This window comes from Paraburkholderia bryophila, from assembly GCF_003269035.1.
In the GTDB taxonomy this organism is placed as follows: Bacteria; Pseudomonadota; Gammaproteobacteria; order Burkholderiales; family Burkholderiaceae; genus Paraburkholderia; species Paraburkholderia bryophila.
Genome location: NZ_QLTK01000004.1, coordinates 197,089 through 212,037, shown reverse-complemented (window position 1 = coordinate 212,037; position 14,949 = coordinate 197,089). Strand labels below are relative to the sequence as shown.

18 protein-coding genes and 1 tRNA gene are annotated in these 14,949 nt (G+C 58.2%); 3 read left to right on the top strand and 16 right to left on the bottom strand.

Annotated elements, in window-relative coordinates:
• The first annotated feature begins 279 nt into the window (after positions 1 to 279).
• On the top strand, positions 280 to 1,395 hold the full coding sequence (locus tag BX591_RS09665; RefSeq protein ID WP_167444519.1) for an acyltransferase family protein: 1,116 nt from the start codon (positions 280 to 282) through the stop codon (positions 1,393 to 1,395).
• Between the two features lie 469 nt (positions 1,396 to 1,864).
• Positions 1,865 to 3,022, top strand: coding sequence for an acyltransferase family protein (locus BX591_RS09660; protein ID WP_111930618.1), 1,158 nt, complete (start codon positions 1,865 to 1,867; stop codon positions 3,020 to 3,022).
• Positions 3,023 to 3,235: 213 nt separating this feature from the next.
• Here BX591_RS09660 and BX591_RS09650 read toward each other — a convergent pair whose 3' ends face one another.
• From BX591_RS09650 to BX591_RS09630, 6 genes are all read right to left on the bottom strand, one after another.
• Positions 3,236 to 4,726: a hypothetical protein gene (locus tag BX591_RS09650; protein ID WP_111930614.1), complete on the bottom strand. Its 1,491-nt coding sequence runs from the start codon at positions 4,724 to 4,726 to the stop codon at positions 3,236 to 3,238.
• The gene (locus BX591_RS36415; RefSeq protein WP_167444518.1) at positions 4,713 to 4,886 is read right to left on the bottom strand and encodes a hypothetical protein; all 174 of its coding nucleotides are present in this window, start codon (positions 4,884 to 4,886) and stop codon (positions 4,713 to 4,715) included. Before BX591_RS36415 ends, BX591_RS09650 begins: the two co-directional genes overlap by 14 nt.
• A gap of 56 nt (positions 4,887 to 4,942) precedes the next feature.
• Positions 4,943 to 5,758: a DNA circularization N-terminal domain-containing protein gene (locus BX591_RS09645; protein WP_111930612.1), complete on the bottom strand. Its 816-nt coding sequence runs from the start codon at positions 5,756 to 5,758 to the stop codon at positions 4,943 to 4,945.
• Between the two features lie 321 nt (positions 5,759 to 6,079).
• Positions 6,080 to 6,463, bottom strand: a complete 384-nt coding sequence (locus BX591_RS09640; RefSeq protein WP_146749750.1) for a hypothetical protein — start codon at positions 6,461 to 6,463, stop codon at positions 6,080 to 6,082.
• Complete coding sequence (locus BX591_RS36065; RefSeq protein WP_146749749.1) at positions 6,433 to 6,807, bottom strand: hypothetical protein; 375 nt, start codon at positions 6,805 to 6,807, stop codon at positions 6,433 to 6,435. The genes BX591_RS09640 and BX591_RS36065 overlap by 31 nt, the downstream gene beginning before the upstream one ends.
• Before the next feature lie 86 nt (positions 6,808 to 6,893).
• The gene (locus BX591_RS09630; protein ID WP_111930606.1) at positions 6,894 to 7,463 is read right to left on the bottom strand and encodes a hypothetical protein; all 570 of its coding nucleotides are present in this window, start codon (positions 7,461 to 7,463) and stop codon (positions 6,894 to 6,896) included.
• An 85-nt stretch (positions 7,464 to 7,548) separates the two neighbouring features.
• Between BX591_RS09630 and BX591_RS09625 the strand changes: the two genes are divergently transcribed.
• Positions 7,549 to 7,845 carry a hypothetical protein gene (locus BX591_RS09625; protein ID WP_111930604.1) on the top strand — a complete coding sequence of 99 codons (297 nt, stop codon included), beginning with the start codon at positions 7,549 to 7,551 and terminating at the stop codon, positions 7,843 to 7,845.
• 38 nt (positions 7,846 to 7,883) lie between these two features.
• Here BX591_RS09625 and BX591_RS09620 read toward each other — a convergent pair whose 3' ends face one another.
• The 10 genes from BX591_RS09620 to BX591_RS09580 all read right to left on the bottom strand — a co-directional run bounded on the left by BX591_RS09620 (position 7,884) and on the right by BX591_RS09580 (position 14,541).
• On the bottom strand, positions 7,884 to 8,369 hold the full coding sequence (locus BX591_RS09620; protein ID WP_111930602.1) for a TubC N-terminal docking domain-related protein: 486 nt from the start codon (positions 8,367 to 8,369) through the stop codon (positions 7,884 to 7,886).
• Complete coding sequence (locus tag BX591_RS09615) at positions 8,366 to 10,585, bottom strand: AAA family ATPase (RefSeq protein ID WP_111930600.1); 2,220 nt, start codon at positions 10,583 to 10,585, stop codon at positions 8,366 to 8,368. Before BX591_RS09615 ends, BX591_RS09620 begins: the two co-directional genes overlap by 4 nt.
• Positions 10,582 to 10,914, bottom strand: a complete 333-nt coding sequence (locus BX591_RS09610) for a hypothetical protein (RefSeq protein ID WP_146749748.1) — start codon at positions 10,912 to 10,914, stop codon at positions 10,582 to 10,584. The genes BX591_RS09615 and BX591_RS09610 overlap by 4 nt, the downstream gene beginning before the upstream one ends.
• Complete coding sequence (locus tag BX591_RS09605) at positions 10,904 to 11,263, bottom strand: hypothetical protein (protein WP_111930596.1); 360 nt, start codon at positions 11,261 to 11,263, stop codon at positions 10,904 to 10,906. Before BX591_RS09605 ends, BX591_RS09610 begins: the two co-directional genes overlap by 11 nt.
• A complete protein-coding gene (locus BX591_RS36060; protein WP_146749747.1) occupies positions 11,256 to 11,543 on the bottom strand; it encodes a hypothetical protein in 288 nt (95 codons plus the stop codon). The genes BX591_RS09605 and BX591_RS36060 overlap by 8 nt, the downstream gene beginning before the upstream one ends.
• Positions 11,544 to 11,836: 293 nt before the next feature.
• The gene (locus BX591_RS09600; protein WP_111930594.1) at positions 11,837 to 12,100 is read right to left on the bottom strand and encodes a transcriptional coactivator p15/PC4 family protein; all 264 of its coding nucleotides are present in this window, start codon (positions 12,098 to 12,100) and stop codon (positions 11,837 to 11,839) included.
• A complete protein-coding gene (locus BX591_RS09595; RefSeq protein ID WP_111930592.1) occupies positions 12,097 to 12,330 on the bottom strand; it encodes a helix-turn-helix transcriptional regulator in 234 nt (77 codons plus the stop codon). Before BX591_RS09595 ends, BX591_RS09600 begins: the two co-directional genes overlap by 4 nt.
• Positions 12,331 to 12,418: 88 nt before the next feature.
• Positions 12,419 to 12,868, bottom strand: coding sequence for a helix-turn-helix domain-containing protein (locus BX591_RS09590; RefSeq protein WP_167444517.1), 450 nt, complete (start codon positions 12,866 to 12,868; stop codon positions 12,419 to 12,421).
• Positions 12,869 to 13,072: 204 nt separating this feature from the next.
• Complete coding sequence (locus BX591_RS09585) at positions 13,073 to 14,299, bottom strand: tyrosine-type recombinase/integrase (RefSeq protein ID WP_111930588.1); 1,227 nt, start codon at positions 14,297 to 14,299, stop codon at positions 13,073 to 13,075.
• 167 nt (positions 14,300 to 14,466) lie between these two features.
• Positions 14,467 to 14,541: transfer RNA gene (locus tag BX591_RS09580), tRNA-Arg, on the bottom strand.
• Positions 14,542 to 14,949 lie beyond the last annotated feature (408 nt).

The window sequence follows — 14,949 nt, the reverse complement described above, 5'->3', positions numbered from 1 at the left end:
ACACCTAGACAAATATCGCGGCGCGCAATGCCCGTGGCCCTTCCTTTTGGGAAGAGGGACCCGAAAGGATTTCGCAGGCCTTCATTCGCTAACATGGTGAGCGTTCCTATCGGTTAGCGGTTGACATAGCTACGCGGGCGGAGCAGATGACATGCGGCGTCCGACGCTCAGTCGCTGGCCGCCTTACGAAGTATCTCTTGCGTGACGTGATCTTTCGTTGAACAGGCGTTCGTTGTGCATTTGATACAATCGAACCCGTTCAATGAACGGCTAAATCCAGTGAAAAATCAAAGACTTGAGTTTGCGAACGCGCTGCGTGGTGTGGCAGCGCTTTCAGTCCTGATCTCGCACTACCTTGGAATATTCTGGTTCGCGAGACCTATTACCGAAGCGTTGATCAACGCCCCTATCGCGGATGCAGCCGCGCTTCCCACGCCCGCGATCGCGGCGTGGCTTGAATCACTACCGATCGCAAGTGGCCCTTTCGGGGTCGCCCTGTTCTTCATGATCAGCGGTTTCGTTATCCCGTTTTCGTTTGAGCGCTCAAGTGTCGCCGGCTTCTTGATTGGCCGCTTTTTCCGAATCTACCCTCTGTACTTCGCAGGATTTACAGTAACGCTGGTCGCCGTCTACCTATCCGGCCTCGCGTCCGGTAGGTCGTTTCCTTACGCGCTTTTCCATGTGCTCGCGCATTACGTTCCGGGCGTGCGGGATCTGCTTTGGCTGCCATCTATCGACGGAATCGTCTGGACACTTGAAATTGAGTTGAAGTTTTACCTGCTGTGCGCGCTACTCGCGCCGCTACTGAGGACCGGCAGCCTGAAGGTTTTCCTCGCTCCCGTGCTTCTTTTCTGTATCGCAATCGCAGCGCATCGTCAGCCATGGGGAACCCTCGAAAAGACGTTCGCCTTTGATAGCGAATACATGTTGATGATGTTTTGCGGCGTCGCATTCAATTTCTATTTCAGGCCCCACATTACAAACGTGATGTTGAGCATCATTGGCCCGTCCTGCTTGGCCATGTTTTGCGTCAGCATGTATATCAGCGGCGATCTTCCCGTGCGCGGCATCCTAGGCTATATCGCTGCATTTGCAACCTTTGCGGTTTGTGCGTCGCTTTCCAGTCGGTGGCCAAGCTCGCACACGCTGTCGTTTTTCGCTGACGTCAGCTATCCGCTTTACGTAGTGCATGGCGTCATGGGATACGCCGTGATGGCGCACATGGTCGAGAGGAACGTTGCCCCATCGATTGCCATTGCTTGCGCCTTCGCTTTATCGATCATAGTGGCGTGGACACTGCATAAGATGGTCGAGAAGCCGTCGCATGAGATTGGGAAGCGTCTATCTCAATCCATCTCAACGGGCGGACGGCCGGGAATCGCAGCTGATTCCTAGCCTCCCAAGTACGTGCCGGTAGGATAAGTAGGCTTCGTTAGCAGTCGTTTTGTCGGATCCCCCGAGGAGCCTCCGACCATCGTGCGTAGCGCTTTCCGATACGTTGTGCATATTGTAGGCACGGCCACCGCATTTTCGTAGCAACGCAGGATGGTTGTATCTGAATCGACAAGCGCTGCGAGCACTTGCGCCGGATACGCCGACCATGTGAGTGGAGTTGCATAGGGAACCCACGCGCCGCTCTGATACCGCATCGCACCGGTCAACAGGTTGAGGTCGTCGAGAACCTGAACCAAGGTGTCGACTGGGTTATTGCTTGCTGCGTAGCCATACGGCGCTCCTTCTATCTGACATTCCGTCGACACGCTGCTGGTCGGGTATCGGTTTTGAGGATAGGCCGCGGCCAGCGGGCCGCGTCTTACAAAATCTCTCCTGCTGTAAAATCGCGACATTCAAAAAGGACGCGATTATGTCGACCATCAATGCCGGAGACGCTAAGCACCAGGTAGTAGAAGATCTAAAGCCGCTTACAAGTCTTCGTTTCGTGGCTGCAATGATGATTGTGATCTTGCATGCTAAAGCATACTTCACATGGCCATGGCTAAAGGATGCCGTATGGCCACTTGATCACGGTGTTAGTTTTTTCTTTGTGCTATCAGGCTTCATCTTGACTCACGTTTATGCATCGAAGTCTTTTCCCGGCTATATTGCATTTATTCGAGCGCGTATCGCTCGACTTTGGCCTGTGCATGTCTTCACATTGCTTGCGACAGTCATCTTTATACGCGCAGACAGACTGGTACTGGATGGGCCCGGCATATTCAACAAATGGTTAGAGCTAGCTTCGAATCTTTCCTTAACGCATGCGGCTATGCCTTTCGATGCGTATGTTTTTTCGTGGAACAGCGTTTCTTGGAGCATCTCGACTGAAGCTTTTTTCTACCTTGCATTTCCGATGCTACTTATTAATATTCGGCACACCTGGCTTTGTAAACTACTCGGGTCGGCATTGATCGCGCTCGGTGTTGTAGCTGTTATGAAAATGTTTGGCGTGCCTCCAGATGGGGGCCGATTCCAAGTCTCACTAAGGTCGGGCCTTTACGCGTTCCCGTTGGTCCGGGCCTTTGAATTTTGCCTAGGCATGTCAACGTGGGTGCTCTGGGATCGGTACATCAGACACCTCCGAATGTCTGCTTTGGCTTGGACCGTTCTTGAACTGGCCATGCTAACGATCATCGCTCGATGGTTCGGAAACGAATTTTACGTCGTTGCTGATCATATCCGGTTGGCGACCTTGTATACGCTATTTGGTCAATCAGGGTCTGCGTGGCTGATTGCCCCCTTGATAGCAGTTTTAGCGGCCGGGCGAGGTGCGATTGGGAAAGCACTGTCCTGGCGCCCATTTGTGTACCTAGGGGAGATCAGCTTCTCCATTTACATGCTCCATCAAATTTTGATGAAGTTCTTCTCGTGGGACGTTTTACCTGAAATCGCCACTCCAGTGATGTACTTTTGCGCGTTAATTTTCTTGGCTGCAGCAAGTCACGCATTGATCGAGGTGCCCTGCCGAAAGCGGATCCTTCAACAAAAATCCAGAATCTCGCTTTCCCCGCGTTCAATCCCCTAGCAGTTAGGGCTGGGCAAATGCCCAAACTCCTTTCGTTTCGATGGCCGTCCAATGTGACCCCGGCATCGGGGACGAGTCAGTCACATCTACAAGGGTTGCCACGAACTCTGGCGTGAAACGATCAACAATCGGGATTTCGTTACCGTCTGCATCCGTCATCGGCTGGATTATTTCGACTACGAAACCCGAGTCTATACGTGCATAGGTGCGCATTTATGCGAACTCCTGAATTGTCACAATGCCGTTCTTGCCGGCGCCACCAGTCCCGGTGCCACCCGCCTGATTGAGCGCGATGCCGCCGCCTCCGCCGCCAAAATTGGCGGCGTTTTGGCCGTTTGAATTTCCGGCAGCCCCTTGCGCTCCCTGACCATACGGAGTGGCGCCCCCACTACCGCCGATCAGAGCGGACGCCCCTGTGCCAATGCCGCAACTTGGCGAGCCCGCCAGACCCTGGATAGCAATCATGTTCGCCCCGGTCGTGGCTGTCGCGGCTGTTCCGTTACCTTGGTAGTAGGGAGGTGTTACCGTGCCGGCTAATGTTCCGCCCGGGCCGCCCGGAGCTGTCATAAGCGACCCAATAGAACTGCTTCCGCCTGAGTTACCCGAACCGCCGCTCACTGCCGCCCCACCTAATCCGACCGTAATGGTTTGCGAAGCACCGACGGCTGTCACAGACCACAAAGATTTCCCATACGAACCACTTGCACCCGGAGCACCGAGAGATACTGTCGTCGAAGTGGCACCGGTCGCTCCAGATCCGGCACCGCCGGCACCCTGACACTCGCCGATCACCGTGTTGGTGGTCGACAGCGGGACGAACGTCGTCGCACCGGTGGTCGTCGCTGCACCTCCGTTGACAGACACATACTGCGTGCCGCCGACGTTTGTGTAGATCGACGTGCGAAGAAGGCGACCGCTGTTGATCCCCGCAATACTCGCCTCTTGAGAATAAAGGGATGGGGTGGTGCCTTGCTCGACTTTGACACGTCGGAAAACGATGCCGAATGCGCTCGAAGTAACTCCATTCAGAACCAACTGCGGGACCACATACGCAGTATTTGCGGGCGTCACAGCGGTCGTCGAATAGCGCGTGAGCGATGCATTGGGAACCGCCGACGTGCCGATGTTGGAGATATAGCCGCCAGCCGACGTATAAGCCGCGAGGGAGATCTGGACGGTGCCAGCCGCGCCGTTCGAAACGTCCATCGACAAACACACGTTCTGGCTAGGACCAATCGGGACTTGCTGGCCAGCTACTGCAAACGTGTACGAAGTCAGCGCACCAGAATTCGAAAAGAAACTGCCGATCTCGCCGCTGGTATCAACGAACTGCGAAAAAGAACCCAAGGTCCAGCCGACGCTCCCGAACTCGCCGGAGCCATTGAATAGCAGGTTCGGATTGTTGGAACCGTTGATCTTGCCGGTGGTGCTGATATTGCCGGTCGAACTGATGCCCTGACCGGCTGCTTTGATCAGAGCCTGAATGGCGAGAAAGACCTGGTTGTACGTTGTCTTGCTCGGCGTCAGGCCGGCTGCCACAACAATCGCGCGCAACTCTTCCTGGATCATGTTGAACCAGGACGCGCGCTCAAGAGTCGCGGGGGTGCCGGTTCCTGGGTTGCCTTCCGTGAAGTAACCTTCGGCTAATGCTGCTTCCGGAGTCGGCAGAGTCGTCGACGCGGTTGGGTCATCAATTCGATACATCGTTATCTTCCTCCGTCGGATGAGTCGGCTGCGGCGCATCCTGCGTGGCTACCGGGTGCTCGCAGTGAAGTCGCTCGCCGACGCGTCGGTTAAAGCCGCCAGCGACGGACTGCGGCGCATCAGCCTCTTGCGTTGCATTCGTATCGACTTTCGTTTCCATGAAATCTCCAAATAAGTACTACCAATTTAAAAACGAACGAATCAGGTTCACGAGTTTCATAGGCCTAGAGATTCTGCGGATTTCTTAAGAGCGTCCGCTGCGTCAAGGACCGTCTTTCTCGCCTGAGTCCCATAGGCGGTCAGCGTTTGCACCGTCGCATTAGCTTGCTGGGCAGTGCCTAGCGTCCTTTGCAAACTTGAAAGAGCGGAATAGCCGGAGAAGCCAACAGTGCGGCCGCCGGCGAATCGCCCATATGAACCAGTCAGCCCGGTGACCATGTGAAATATGCTCGTTGCGCCGTTCACCAGCCCGATCGCCTTGCCTGCCCACAGCGTCGCAGTTGAAACCGCTTGCTGTACCACGGCCGCGCCTTGCTGCAAATCAGGCTTCGCGCGCTTTGCGAAATCGGCGTTCATCGCAGCGTTGGCGTCGTCAGCCGCCTGGTTGACCGCGTCGCCTGTTGAGGTGGCCGCACTCGGGAATATCTGCAGCCCACTTTCGATGAACGAGAGGTGAATCTCGAACATGAGACCATCTTCCTTTCGCTCCGATACCTCGAACGAAAGAAGACTGACATCGAGGCGACCCAACGTCGGATGCACCAATTCACCCGGGCCTTCCGTCTCGCATGCCCCGATCATGTCCTCGCGCTGATCGATTACATCCCCGCCGTTGTAGACGAGGTCATTCTCGAGCAGGAACCCGCGAATGTTGATGCGCCCCGCCGCGCGGCCGAGATCCTCTACCCAGACTTCATCCCGATTCGGGTATTCGTGAATCGCCTGCCTTCGACCGAAGCGGGCATCAGCGGCATTCACACCGAATGGAATGCCCCGCCATGATGCCTGCTGCAAACTGTCCCAGAAACTCATAGCGCGCCACCATTGGCTGAATCGACCGCGCACATGTTCAGTTGGGTTCCGGCTGCCAGCCGCGTTTGGAGGCTGCTCTGATCGCCACTGGCCGACATGTCGCCCTGCGGGAGTGCGTGTTGCTCAGTTTCCAATTCCATGCGTTGAGTTCTCCGTTGCGCGCGAAAGCGCCGATTCAGGATTGCTCCCATTGCTGCTTTTCCTATCGTTGTACACTGCCGCCCGCCGCGCCGAAGCCGAAGGACTTGAACAGCTTCGGCGTTTCCATTACGTCGGCAGTTGCACCTGTTGTTTAGCCGACCTGGTGCTGCGGCTCGCCCCTCAAATTGCCTTCTGTGCGAAGCCGACTTCGGAGCGATCCAGGAGCTTCACCGTGCTGGGGGCGCCCTCTTGAACTGGGACCGCGGCATCATCGGGGCTGACAAGAAAGCCCAGCCGAATCAATCGTTCAACCTCGGTTGCCGGTAGTTCGACCGTTTCGCCAGGGCCCCGCGGATCTGCGGGTTTAACCACGTCGACCTCCTTATTGAGGGCATGGTCCCAAGCCTTAGTGATCGATGTTCCAACAAATACGGTACGTCCGCGCGCAACGATCGCGGTGAGCTTTTCTGCGGGATTCACATCGTTCGCTTGCGGAAGATTTCTTGGCATGTCTGCACCTTCTGGGTTGATGGTTATGCGCTTTTTTCGATTACCGAGAGCCACTTGCCACGCTCGCTCTCGAGCGACGCCAGCTCGTTACGCTTCAGGTCGATTTGCTGGCCGAGTGCGCGAACGTGTTGGGCGGGTGACATTGCGGCGGATTGCTCGGATATGGGGACCGTAATCGGAAAGGTGGTCCCATCAGGCATGGTGCGCATGACAGTGGTCGTACGTGGCGTTTCCGCGATCGGCGCGCTGACGCGGATCTTTTTACCGTCGGACAGCGTCCAATCAACTTGATGACGCTTATCAGATGCGCGAGGGGATGTTTCCGATTTGCCCGCAGCGCTTCCCGCGGAGATCAAATCGGAAAAAGGAGTTGGTGTGCGAGCGCGGCTCGAACTCATAAGGCTCTCTGCGTGCGGTTGGCGATGACCACACTTTCACAGAATCCCTGAGTTACCTCACCGAAAGGACTTGACGTAAGAGCGTTTCAATATGCGCCGCCCGAATGCCGTAAGCGCCCGGGTTCCACTTGCTCTATTCGCCCCGAAGGTTTCGGCCATGCGGGCAGGTTGCGCCTGGGCCGCGGGCGCCTGCGCTGGGTGAGTCCAAGTTCAGACGCCCGCTTCATCAGGTATCCCTTCTGGCGAAATATGCCCCATTCCGCCAGAGTGGCGAGAGCCTTGTCGTAGTCGACCCTTTTCGATCCTGATCCCAGCATCGCTATCGTGACAGCGCGATCGTTCAGTTGGTCGGTGCGTGCAAGCGTGGCGCGTTTGCCGCCGCCGTAGATCGCGCGCTCGGTCTTCGCTGGCGTATTGGCATCAAGGAGCGGCCGGCGAAGCCGCGCCATGCCGCGCATTACGCATCGCCTCAAAACCTGCCATTCGCGACGAATCGGGGGGCGGCGCCCCCGCGCCGCAATCCACGCTCTCTCGGCGTGATTGAGACGGTCAAGCGCGTCGAGCAGAAGTAGAAAGTTGCCGCTATCGCGCCACTCGCTGAAATAGGCCCAGCCAGCCAGTATCTCTTTGTCTGATGCTTCGTGAATAAAAATCATGATTAGATTCGAACTTACCTTTGGTTTCGATAAAAGTTCCCTGTTTACGGTAGTCTGCCTGCACCGATAACCAGTAGAGAGTCCAATGAAGCGCGACGAAAAATTGATGTATCAAATCCTCGACCTACTTGAGGAACTGCCGTACTCGACAGTGCTAAAAAGCAAAGTCGTTGATCTGCTTGAAGAAACGGGGTTAAAAATAGACGCTGGCGTGGTTGAGCATCACATGAGACTTCTACTGGATAGAGGTTGTGTTGCTGAAATGACGTCTGCCACTACGGGCGCTACTGACCGTTGGCGGATCACAGATAACGGTCATAATCTCGCAGCGAAAAACCCGGAGAGAAATGTCGCTGGGTTTGCCAGCCTTGAGAAGCAATAAAGTAACGCGCTGTGACGCCGGACGGCGTTGGACATCCATCACTCGAATTTCCAAGACCGCTTAGCCAGAGCATCGCGCGCCGCTTGGTCGGCGCGCGCAGCCGCCAGCCGGGATTGAAAATAGGCTAGATCCGGCCGGAGCGTTGACGCGGGTTGGCGTTCGATGCACATCATCGTGTGATCGTAGTTGTCTTTTTTCCAGCCTTCCAGCTTCGCCAGTTCGTCGACCACCTCGAATAACTCGCGCTGCATCGCCCTCAGTTGCGCCTGATCGACGTATGGCCCCCAGGGCAAATACAATCCACCGTCAAGATGACGCAGCGCGCCCGCGCAGTCGGCCGGCACGGGGGTGAGGTCATTTGATGCCGCGCGCAAATAGGTCAGGACCTCCGACTTGTGCGCCGCGATGTCAGGCTTGATGGCAGCGATCGCGTCCGCTGCGCCGCGCATCTTGACAATGTCACCGGCGAGCCAAAGGCGTACACCAAGCGATTGCGCCTTGCTCAAAATGTGGACAATGCTCATATGCCATCCTCCGTCTCGCCAGCCTCAGATTCCGAAGAAATCCCCGAAGATGTCACTCCGTCCGTGTTGGCATCTTCGGCGCGAGAACCGAAATCGACCGCCCGCAAACCCGCGTGGTTGCGGAAGGTGCCACGACTCCCCGAAGGTGCCAACGTATAGAGAGTGGCAACTTCGGTGGCACATTCGGAACTTGGCATCTTCGGAAGCGCCCATTGCCAACCTTCTTTCATGCCGATTTTTCGCTTCTCTACCCCCAATGTGTCTGCGGCACGATGCATCGTCCGCCACGCATATCCCGCTTCGTCTGCATCCTTACGGATCTGCTTAGAGGACAGCGGGCCATCGGAAAGCAGGCTTTCCAGGAACTCGGCGGCCGCTACTCGTTCAGACTTGGCTTCGTCATCTTGTTGCTCCACGTCGCCGAGAATCTCGCGAGCGCTGCCGTCGATCATCTCGCCCCACACGACCCGGCTCGCCTGGATGCCGCCGGCATCGGCCATTTCGAGCGTGTAGCTGACACCGCCGTCGTCCGGCGCAATGTTGGACTTGGCACGAGCGAGAATGCGCCGCTCGGCTGCTTCGTCTTTGCCCGCCACCAACACCATGCGGGCGAGCGCGACAAAAGCCTGGGAGCCGATTACGCGCTCAGCCGGTGAGCTGCCCTTCGTACCCTTGGCGAAGTGGCTGATGCCGAGCACGGCACATCGATAACCCGCCGCCATGTCGACCAGAGCCTGTAGGTTACGGCGCACGTCATTGACGCGGTGAGCGTCGCCAGACACTGCAGATACGATCGGATCGACGATGAGCATCGCGGCGCCCCCCATTTCGGCTAGACGCTCGCCGAGCAACGGAATATCGCAGGACGGATCGAAAGGCTGGATCTCGCCGTTTTCATCAGTGCGACCGGTGACGATGTGAATTCGATGCATGTCGGCGCCGGCCGCCATCAACCGCGGTGCGATCGTATCGGCAGGGTTGTCTTCGCCGCTCCAAATGAGCACATCGCCGGCACGATTGCACACGGTCCCGTCAGGCCACTTGCCCCCTCGCGACACAGTTGCGGACAGGGCGAGCGCCAGCGTGGTCTTGCCGGTGCCCGGCGAGCCCGCCAGCAGCGTCAATTTCCCTTCAGGTAGCCAGTCCGGCCACAACCAGCGGATAGGCTCTGGAACGATGTCGCTCGCGCGGGTGAGTAAAGCGGTTGGGCGGACCTTGGCCAGCGGCTTAGCCAATCCGGCAGGTACAGTAGCGGCATCGATGCAGCGACGCAGCGCGTCTAGACCGCCGAGGGCGTGGAGGTCGTTAAAGTCGCTCGACCGGTCAGGCCGATCGGGGCCGAAGTCCGGGACCGCGAGCGAGGCACCGACAGCGCGCGCAGCTTCCAACGCTTTCGTCATCCCCGGATTGCCAGCGGTTTCCGTGTCGTCGTCAGCGCAGATCACGATGCGGATCTGCGGATACTTTGCCCGCCATGCCTTTGCGACGTTCAGCAGGTTGCCAGCGTTCATCGCTGCGGCCACCGGGAAACCAGTCGCCTCGTGGAGGCTGCAAGCCGTCGCGAAACCTTCGGCGATCAGTAATGGAGTGCTGGCGTTCGGCTTCACGCCAGCCGTCACCGCCGCAAAGCAACCGCTGATGCGGCCGCCAGTCTGGAATGTCTTGCTCCCGTCCGCCTGAATGTACTGGGCCGAATGGTGGGCACCGTCGACGTCCTGAATCCTGACGACAATCTGCTCACGCAGTTGCTTCGCCCCGTACGGTTTGATCTTCTTCGAGCGGATATAGGCATGGTCGGCGCGGACCTGTCCAGCCTTGTCCCACAGATCCCGCGCCTTATCTGCGGCTTCGGCCTGGGTGCGTTCATGCTGCTCTGCGGCTGCTTTCGCTTCCTGCTCGCGCGCATCCCGCCGCCGCGTCCTCTCGACGGGATCGATTGGCTTGAGCGGTTCGTTCTCAGTGTAGCCGTGGGTAATGGCTTCTTTGAACAGTGTGGCAATGGTGATGCCGCCGGCCTTGAACGACCGCCAGACAGCTTTCGCGTCTGCTTCGCTATAGGTCCCGCCGGTCTTCGACCATTCATCCCAAAGGTCAAAGCCGCCGTCGCCGAGTTCAGCCTTGACAGCCATTCCCATCTGCACCCAGGTGTCTCGGGCATCGGCGGGGACGTGGCTCAATGCCGCACGAATGCGATCTTCTTCAACATACGCGCTCATGCGCCTCCCTGTAAGGAGTCCTCAGCGCTATGCAAACGCCGAAATGAATGATTGGGCAGTGCAGCGGAGCAGCTCTCGGTGTAGGCGCTGAAATCGGTGCTGTACTCGGTGAAATCGGAATCACCCGTTTCACAATTGTTGATGCCGAGTTGGGCGAGCCGCGCGGTCAAGGAGCCGGCGGGCGCCGCTGCTCTGATCGCTTCGAAAACCGCGCAAAGATCCGCGAATGATTGAGCCGCGGAGGCAAACAGGCCTGCGGCCATGTCGATTTGACTCACGATCTCTTTGACGTCGAGCGACATGGTCGGCGCAGTAGTTTCATTTGCCATTGCTGCTCTCCAAAATGCCGTACTGGTTCGCTTGGCGCGCGGCCCGATCGATGTCATCGACCAGCAGATCGCAAGCGGCTGCAGCAAGAGCCATCAGCACAGAAACTGCGTAAGGACTCATGGGTGGCTCGATGACCTCGCCTACCTCACGATCGCTAAAGGCGTCCGCCTGTACCTCGTTGGTAATCTGCATCTTCGCGATTTGCGCGACGCCGCGGGCGATAGCTTGTGCGCGGTTCAGGGCGCCGAGAAGGGGCGTCGCATTCAGGTTGCCGTGCTCGGCGGCTTCGTGCACGCGGTCGATGAACGGACTGAAGCTCTGTTCGAGGAAGTTTGTCGCGTTAGCCATGGCGAGCGACCTCCGAACGGGATTGACGGGCGATCGACACCGCGATCTGGCGAGCAAATGCGTCGTTGAACGCTTCGCGGCGTGCGGCGTCGCCGGCGAACGAGTTATCGCCAGCAACCAGATTGCGAAAGCGCAGATCGCGGAAGTCGGCCATGCTCAGCGGTGCGCCAATAAGCCAGAGCTCGGCAGCGTTGCGGCCAGCAAATGCGAACAGCGGGAAACGTTCGGTGAGGGTATTCGGGAGAGACGTTTGCTCAGGACGAGCGGGGATATGACGCATGATGCGACCTCTTACGTGAGCGGTTTTCCCGCTGCCCATCGCCAAATGGGGTGAGCGGGCACAAGGCGAGGTTGGCGAACCGGTCACGTAAGCACCCGGCAGACCCGAAGGTCTCCCCACCCAGGCCCGCCCATTGAAAGAGGCGCGCAAAGGCGATACGCACAAAAAAGCCGCTATGCGCGGCTGTGCGCTTACGAGGTTCGGGTCGCCAAACCCGGAGGCTGTTGTTTCAGCCACGTAAAAAGTATACGCGCCGGGGTTTACGGCTTGCAAGGTCTTTTTCGAGGGCAGCATCAGTTCGCCCCCCGGGGATCAATCGCCCGCGAAGCCAACAGCAGACCTTGCGTGACTTCTGCGATCTGATAGGGCCGCAGCGATACGCCTGCGCGCCCGGGCTTGAATTCACCGGAGTCGACCGAATACCAGACGCGCAGGTCAATAAACGTGCGGCCGCGGTACTCGCTGACCGTGATGCGAAGTCGTTCGCTGTCGCTCTTGCGGATGTCGAGGAACGTCGCCGCGGCCGGTGCGGAGGGCGCTTGAGTTGAGCGGTTCATGTCCCCTCCGCGCGGTAGTTCAGCGGATCGGCAAGCCAGCGATGAATCTCGCGATTTTGCCAAACGGCGCATCGCTTAGTCAGTTGTTGCCGCTTTGGAAAAAGACCAGCGAGCTCGCGCTGCCGCACTGTCTCTCTACAGAAGGGGACGAATACCTTGATCTGCTCCCAGCGCGACAGTCCGTCGAGAGGGAGGGCCGCGCCGGCGGATGCTGGGTTTAAGGTTGCCATGCCTTGCACTCCTTGTGCGTCGTTGTGACGGAGTGCATTGAACGGGCGCAAGGAGGTCTTGCGCCCAGCAAAATTTGAAACTCGCTAACTATCCCCGTTTGCGAGTCACCCCGAAAGGGTCTTGCGGCGTCAGCGCAATGACCTTGCGGTCGTCACTGCGTTCACGCTTGCCGATGATTTGCGACAGCCGTTGGCGAGTAATTCCGAATTCGGCGGCAGTTTTGGTCTTGTTGCCACCATTTCTTTCTAGCGCCTGATGCATCGCCGTTTCGCGGTTAGCGCTGCCACGCTCATCGCTTTGCAGTGAAGCGTTCGTCGCCTCTAGCATCCATCGGGCGGCTTCAATCCCGTTTTCGTTAAACCATCTAAGAACGTCGCTTATTGAGGCCACCCAATCTGCGGTAATCGGGTCGTCCTCGTCCGTCACGCCGCTGTTGTGCACGTCGTAGGGAAGAAGGGTGGTCGGATGATAGACGGCTAACGCACCATTTGAGCCGGCATTGATAAGGGCATTCGTGAGCCTCGCAAAACCGGCCAAGAAAGTCTCTTGACTGGGATCTCGCCCGTATACCCACGCTGCCATGACGAATAGTGGGCACAAGTGGCCCGGTAGGGACTCAGCTGGGTCAGCAAATATGGTTTCGGTCATTGAGCGCCCTCACATACCCTTAAAAATTTGATGCCGCGCCAGCAGGATAAGGGAGCCCTGTTTTAGCCCCGTCGGGCTAGACGCGACAAGCCGCTACGGATTAATTCGTTCGTCGGGAAGATCCCGGGCTTGATCGAGGTAATCGGCCCAGCGCTGCATCATTCGGCGCCGCTCCGGCAGGTACTCGGCGTGAACGTACGCGGCGGTTACCTGATTGCGTTCAGCGTGCGCGAGCTGTCGATCGACGACATCGCGGCTGTAGCCCAACTCGCGCAGCACCGTGGCGGCAAGTCCACGGAAGCCGTGGCCTGTCATTCGGGACTTGTAGCCCATGCGGTAGAGCGCAAACAGCATCGTGTTATTTGAGATAGGCGCCCGGGTGCGGCCCTGCACGCTGTGAAAGACGTACTTTTCCCCGCCGTTCAGAGCGCGCAGCTCTTTCAGGACTTCGAGCGCCTGGCTAGACAGGGGGACGATGTGCGGATCTCGCATCTTCATCCGCTCCGGCGGTACCCGCCACTCGGCGTTTCTTTCGTCGATCTCGGTCCATTCCGCATTGATCATTTCGGTGGTCCGGACGAACGTTAGAGCCATGAAGCGAAGCGCTAGGCGGGTTACTACGTCACCTTGGTAGCCCGCGATGTCGCGCATCAGTTGCGGAATTTCGATGGGCTTGACCCGGGCCATATGGCGCACGCCGGTGCCCTTCTTGAGCACCGTCTCCGCGTCAATATCGGCCGCCGGGTTGCGGGAGCACCTGCCGGTCATGATGCCGTACTGAAACACCGCGCGCGATCGCTGCAGGACGCGCTTCGCCGTTTCGCGCACGCCGCGCGCCTCAATCGCCCGGACGATTTCCAGCATGTGCGGCGCTTCGATGTCCCCGATCGGCTTGGCTCCGATCTTCGGGAAGGCGTCGACCTCCAGCGAATTGATCACCTTGCCTGCATAGACCTCCGTCCAACTGCCTTTCTGCGAGTCGAACCACTCGCGGGCCACCGCTTCAAACGTGGAAACCGCCTCGAGCGCTCGCGCGCGCTTCACTTTCTTTTTCTGTTCCGACGGATCGATGCCGGCGGCCAGTTGCTGGCGCGCGGCAAGGCACGCCTTTCGAGCGTCTGCGAGGCTGACCTCTGGGTAGACGCCGAAGGCGGCGCGTTTTTCCTTGCCGTCGAACCGGTATTTCATCCGCCAGTAGCGCGATCCGTTGGGCATCACCTCGAGGTACAGACCCTTGCCGTCGGCGAGCCGGTATGACTTCTCAGCCGGCTTGGCCTTGCGGGCCTGCATCTCTGTGAGTGGAGCTATTTGCTTGGGCATCGCGTGGGGGCATCGATTTTTGGGGCATCGGTCAATTTCCCCAATGATGCCCCCAACCAACTTGGTTAGTAGTGGGCAACCATGGGCAATGATGGCAGAAAAAAGCCCCGCAGCGCAAGGCTTACGGGGCTTTTCTGGCCAAACTTGGGCGACGCTGGGACGCTAGTTGGTCCCCCTGACAGGAATCGAACCTGTATCTAGCGCTTAGGAGGCACTTGTTCTATCCATTGAACTACAGGGAGATGGATATGGGCAATGGGACGACTGGCCCCTTGCCGGTATTGATTTGAGCCTTGTCGTACAGGCGTTTTCGGCTTCTTTGCTTCTTCCTAAATGAAGCGCCGTGACACCATGTGGAATCTAGCACCGCCACAGCGATCGAGGCCAGGAACGAACATGGCTTCAATCCCGTCGCCGGGCAGTCGCTGACGTGCCCAGCTACGTAGGCGCGGCCAGAGTATAGCAAAAACATTCAAAACGAAAGGCGTGGCGCAGGTGTGGGCGAGGGCGAAAAAAGTCGGGAGCGAGAAGGGGGGGAACGCCGTCGACGCAGCCACCATCAAGGTGGGCTGGCTCGTGACGAAACATCGTCCGCCACACCGACTGACCGCTCGATTCGACACCGCCAAAGCGGACTGGCATCGCTCGAT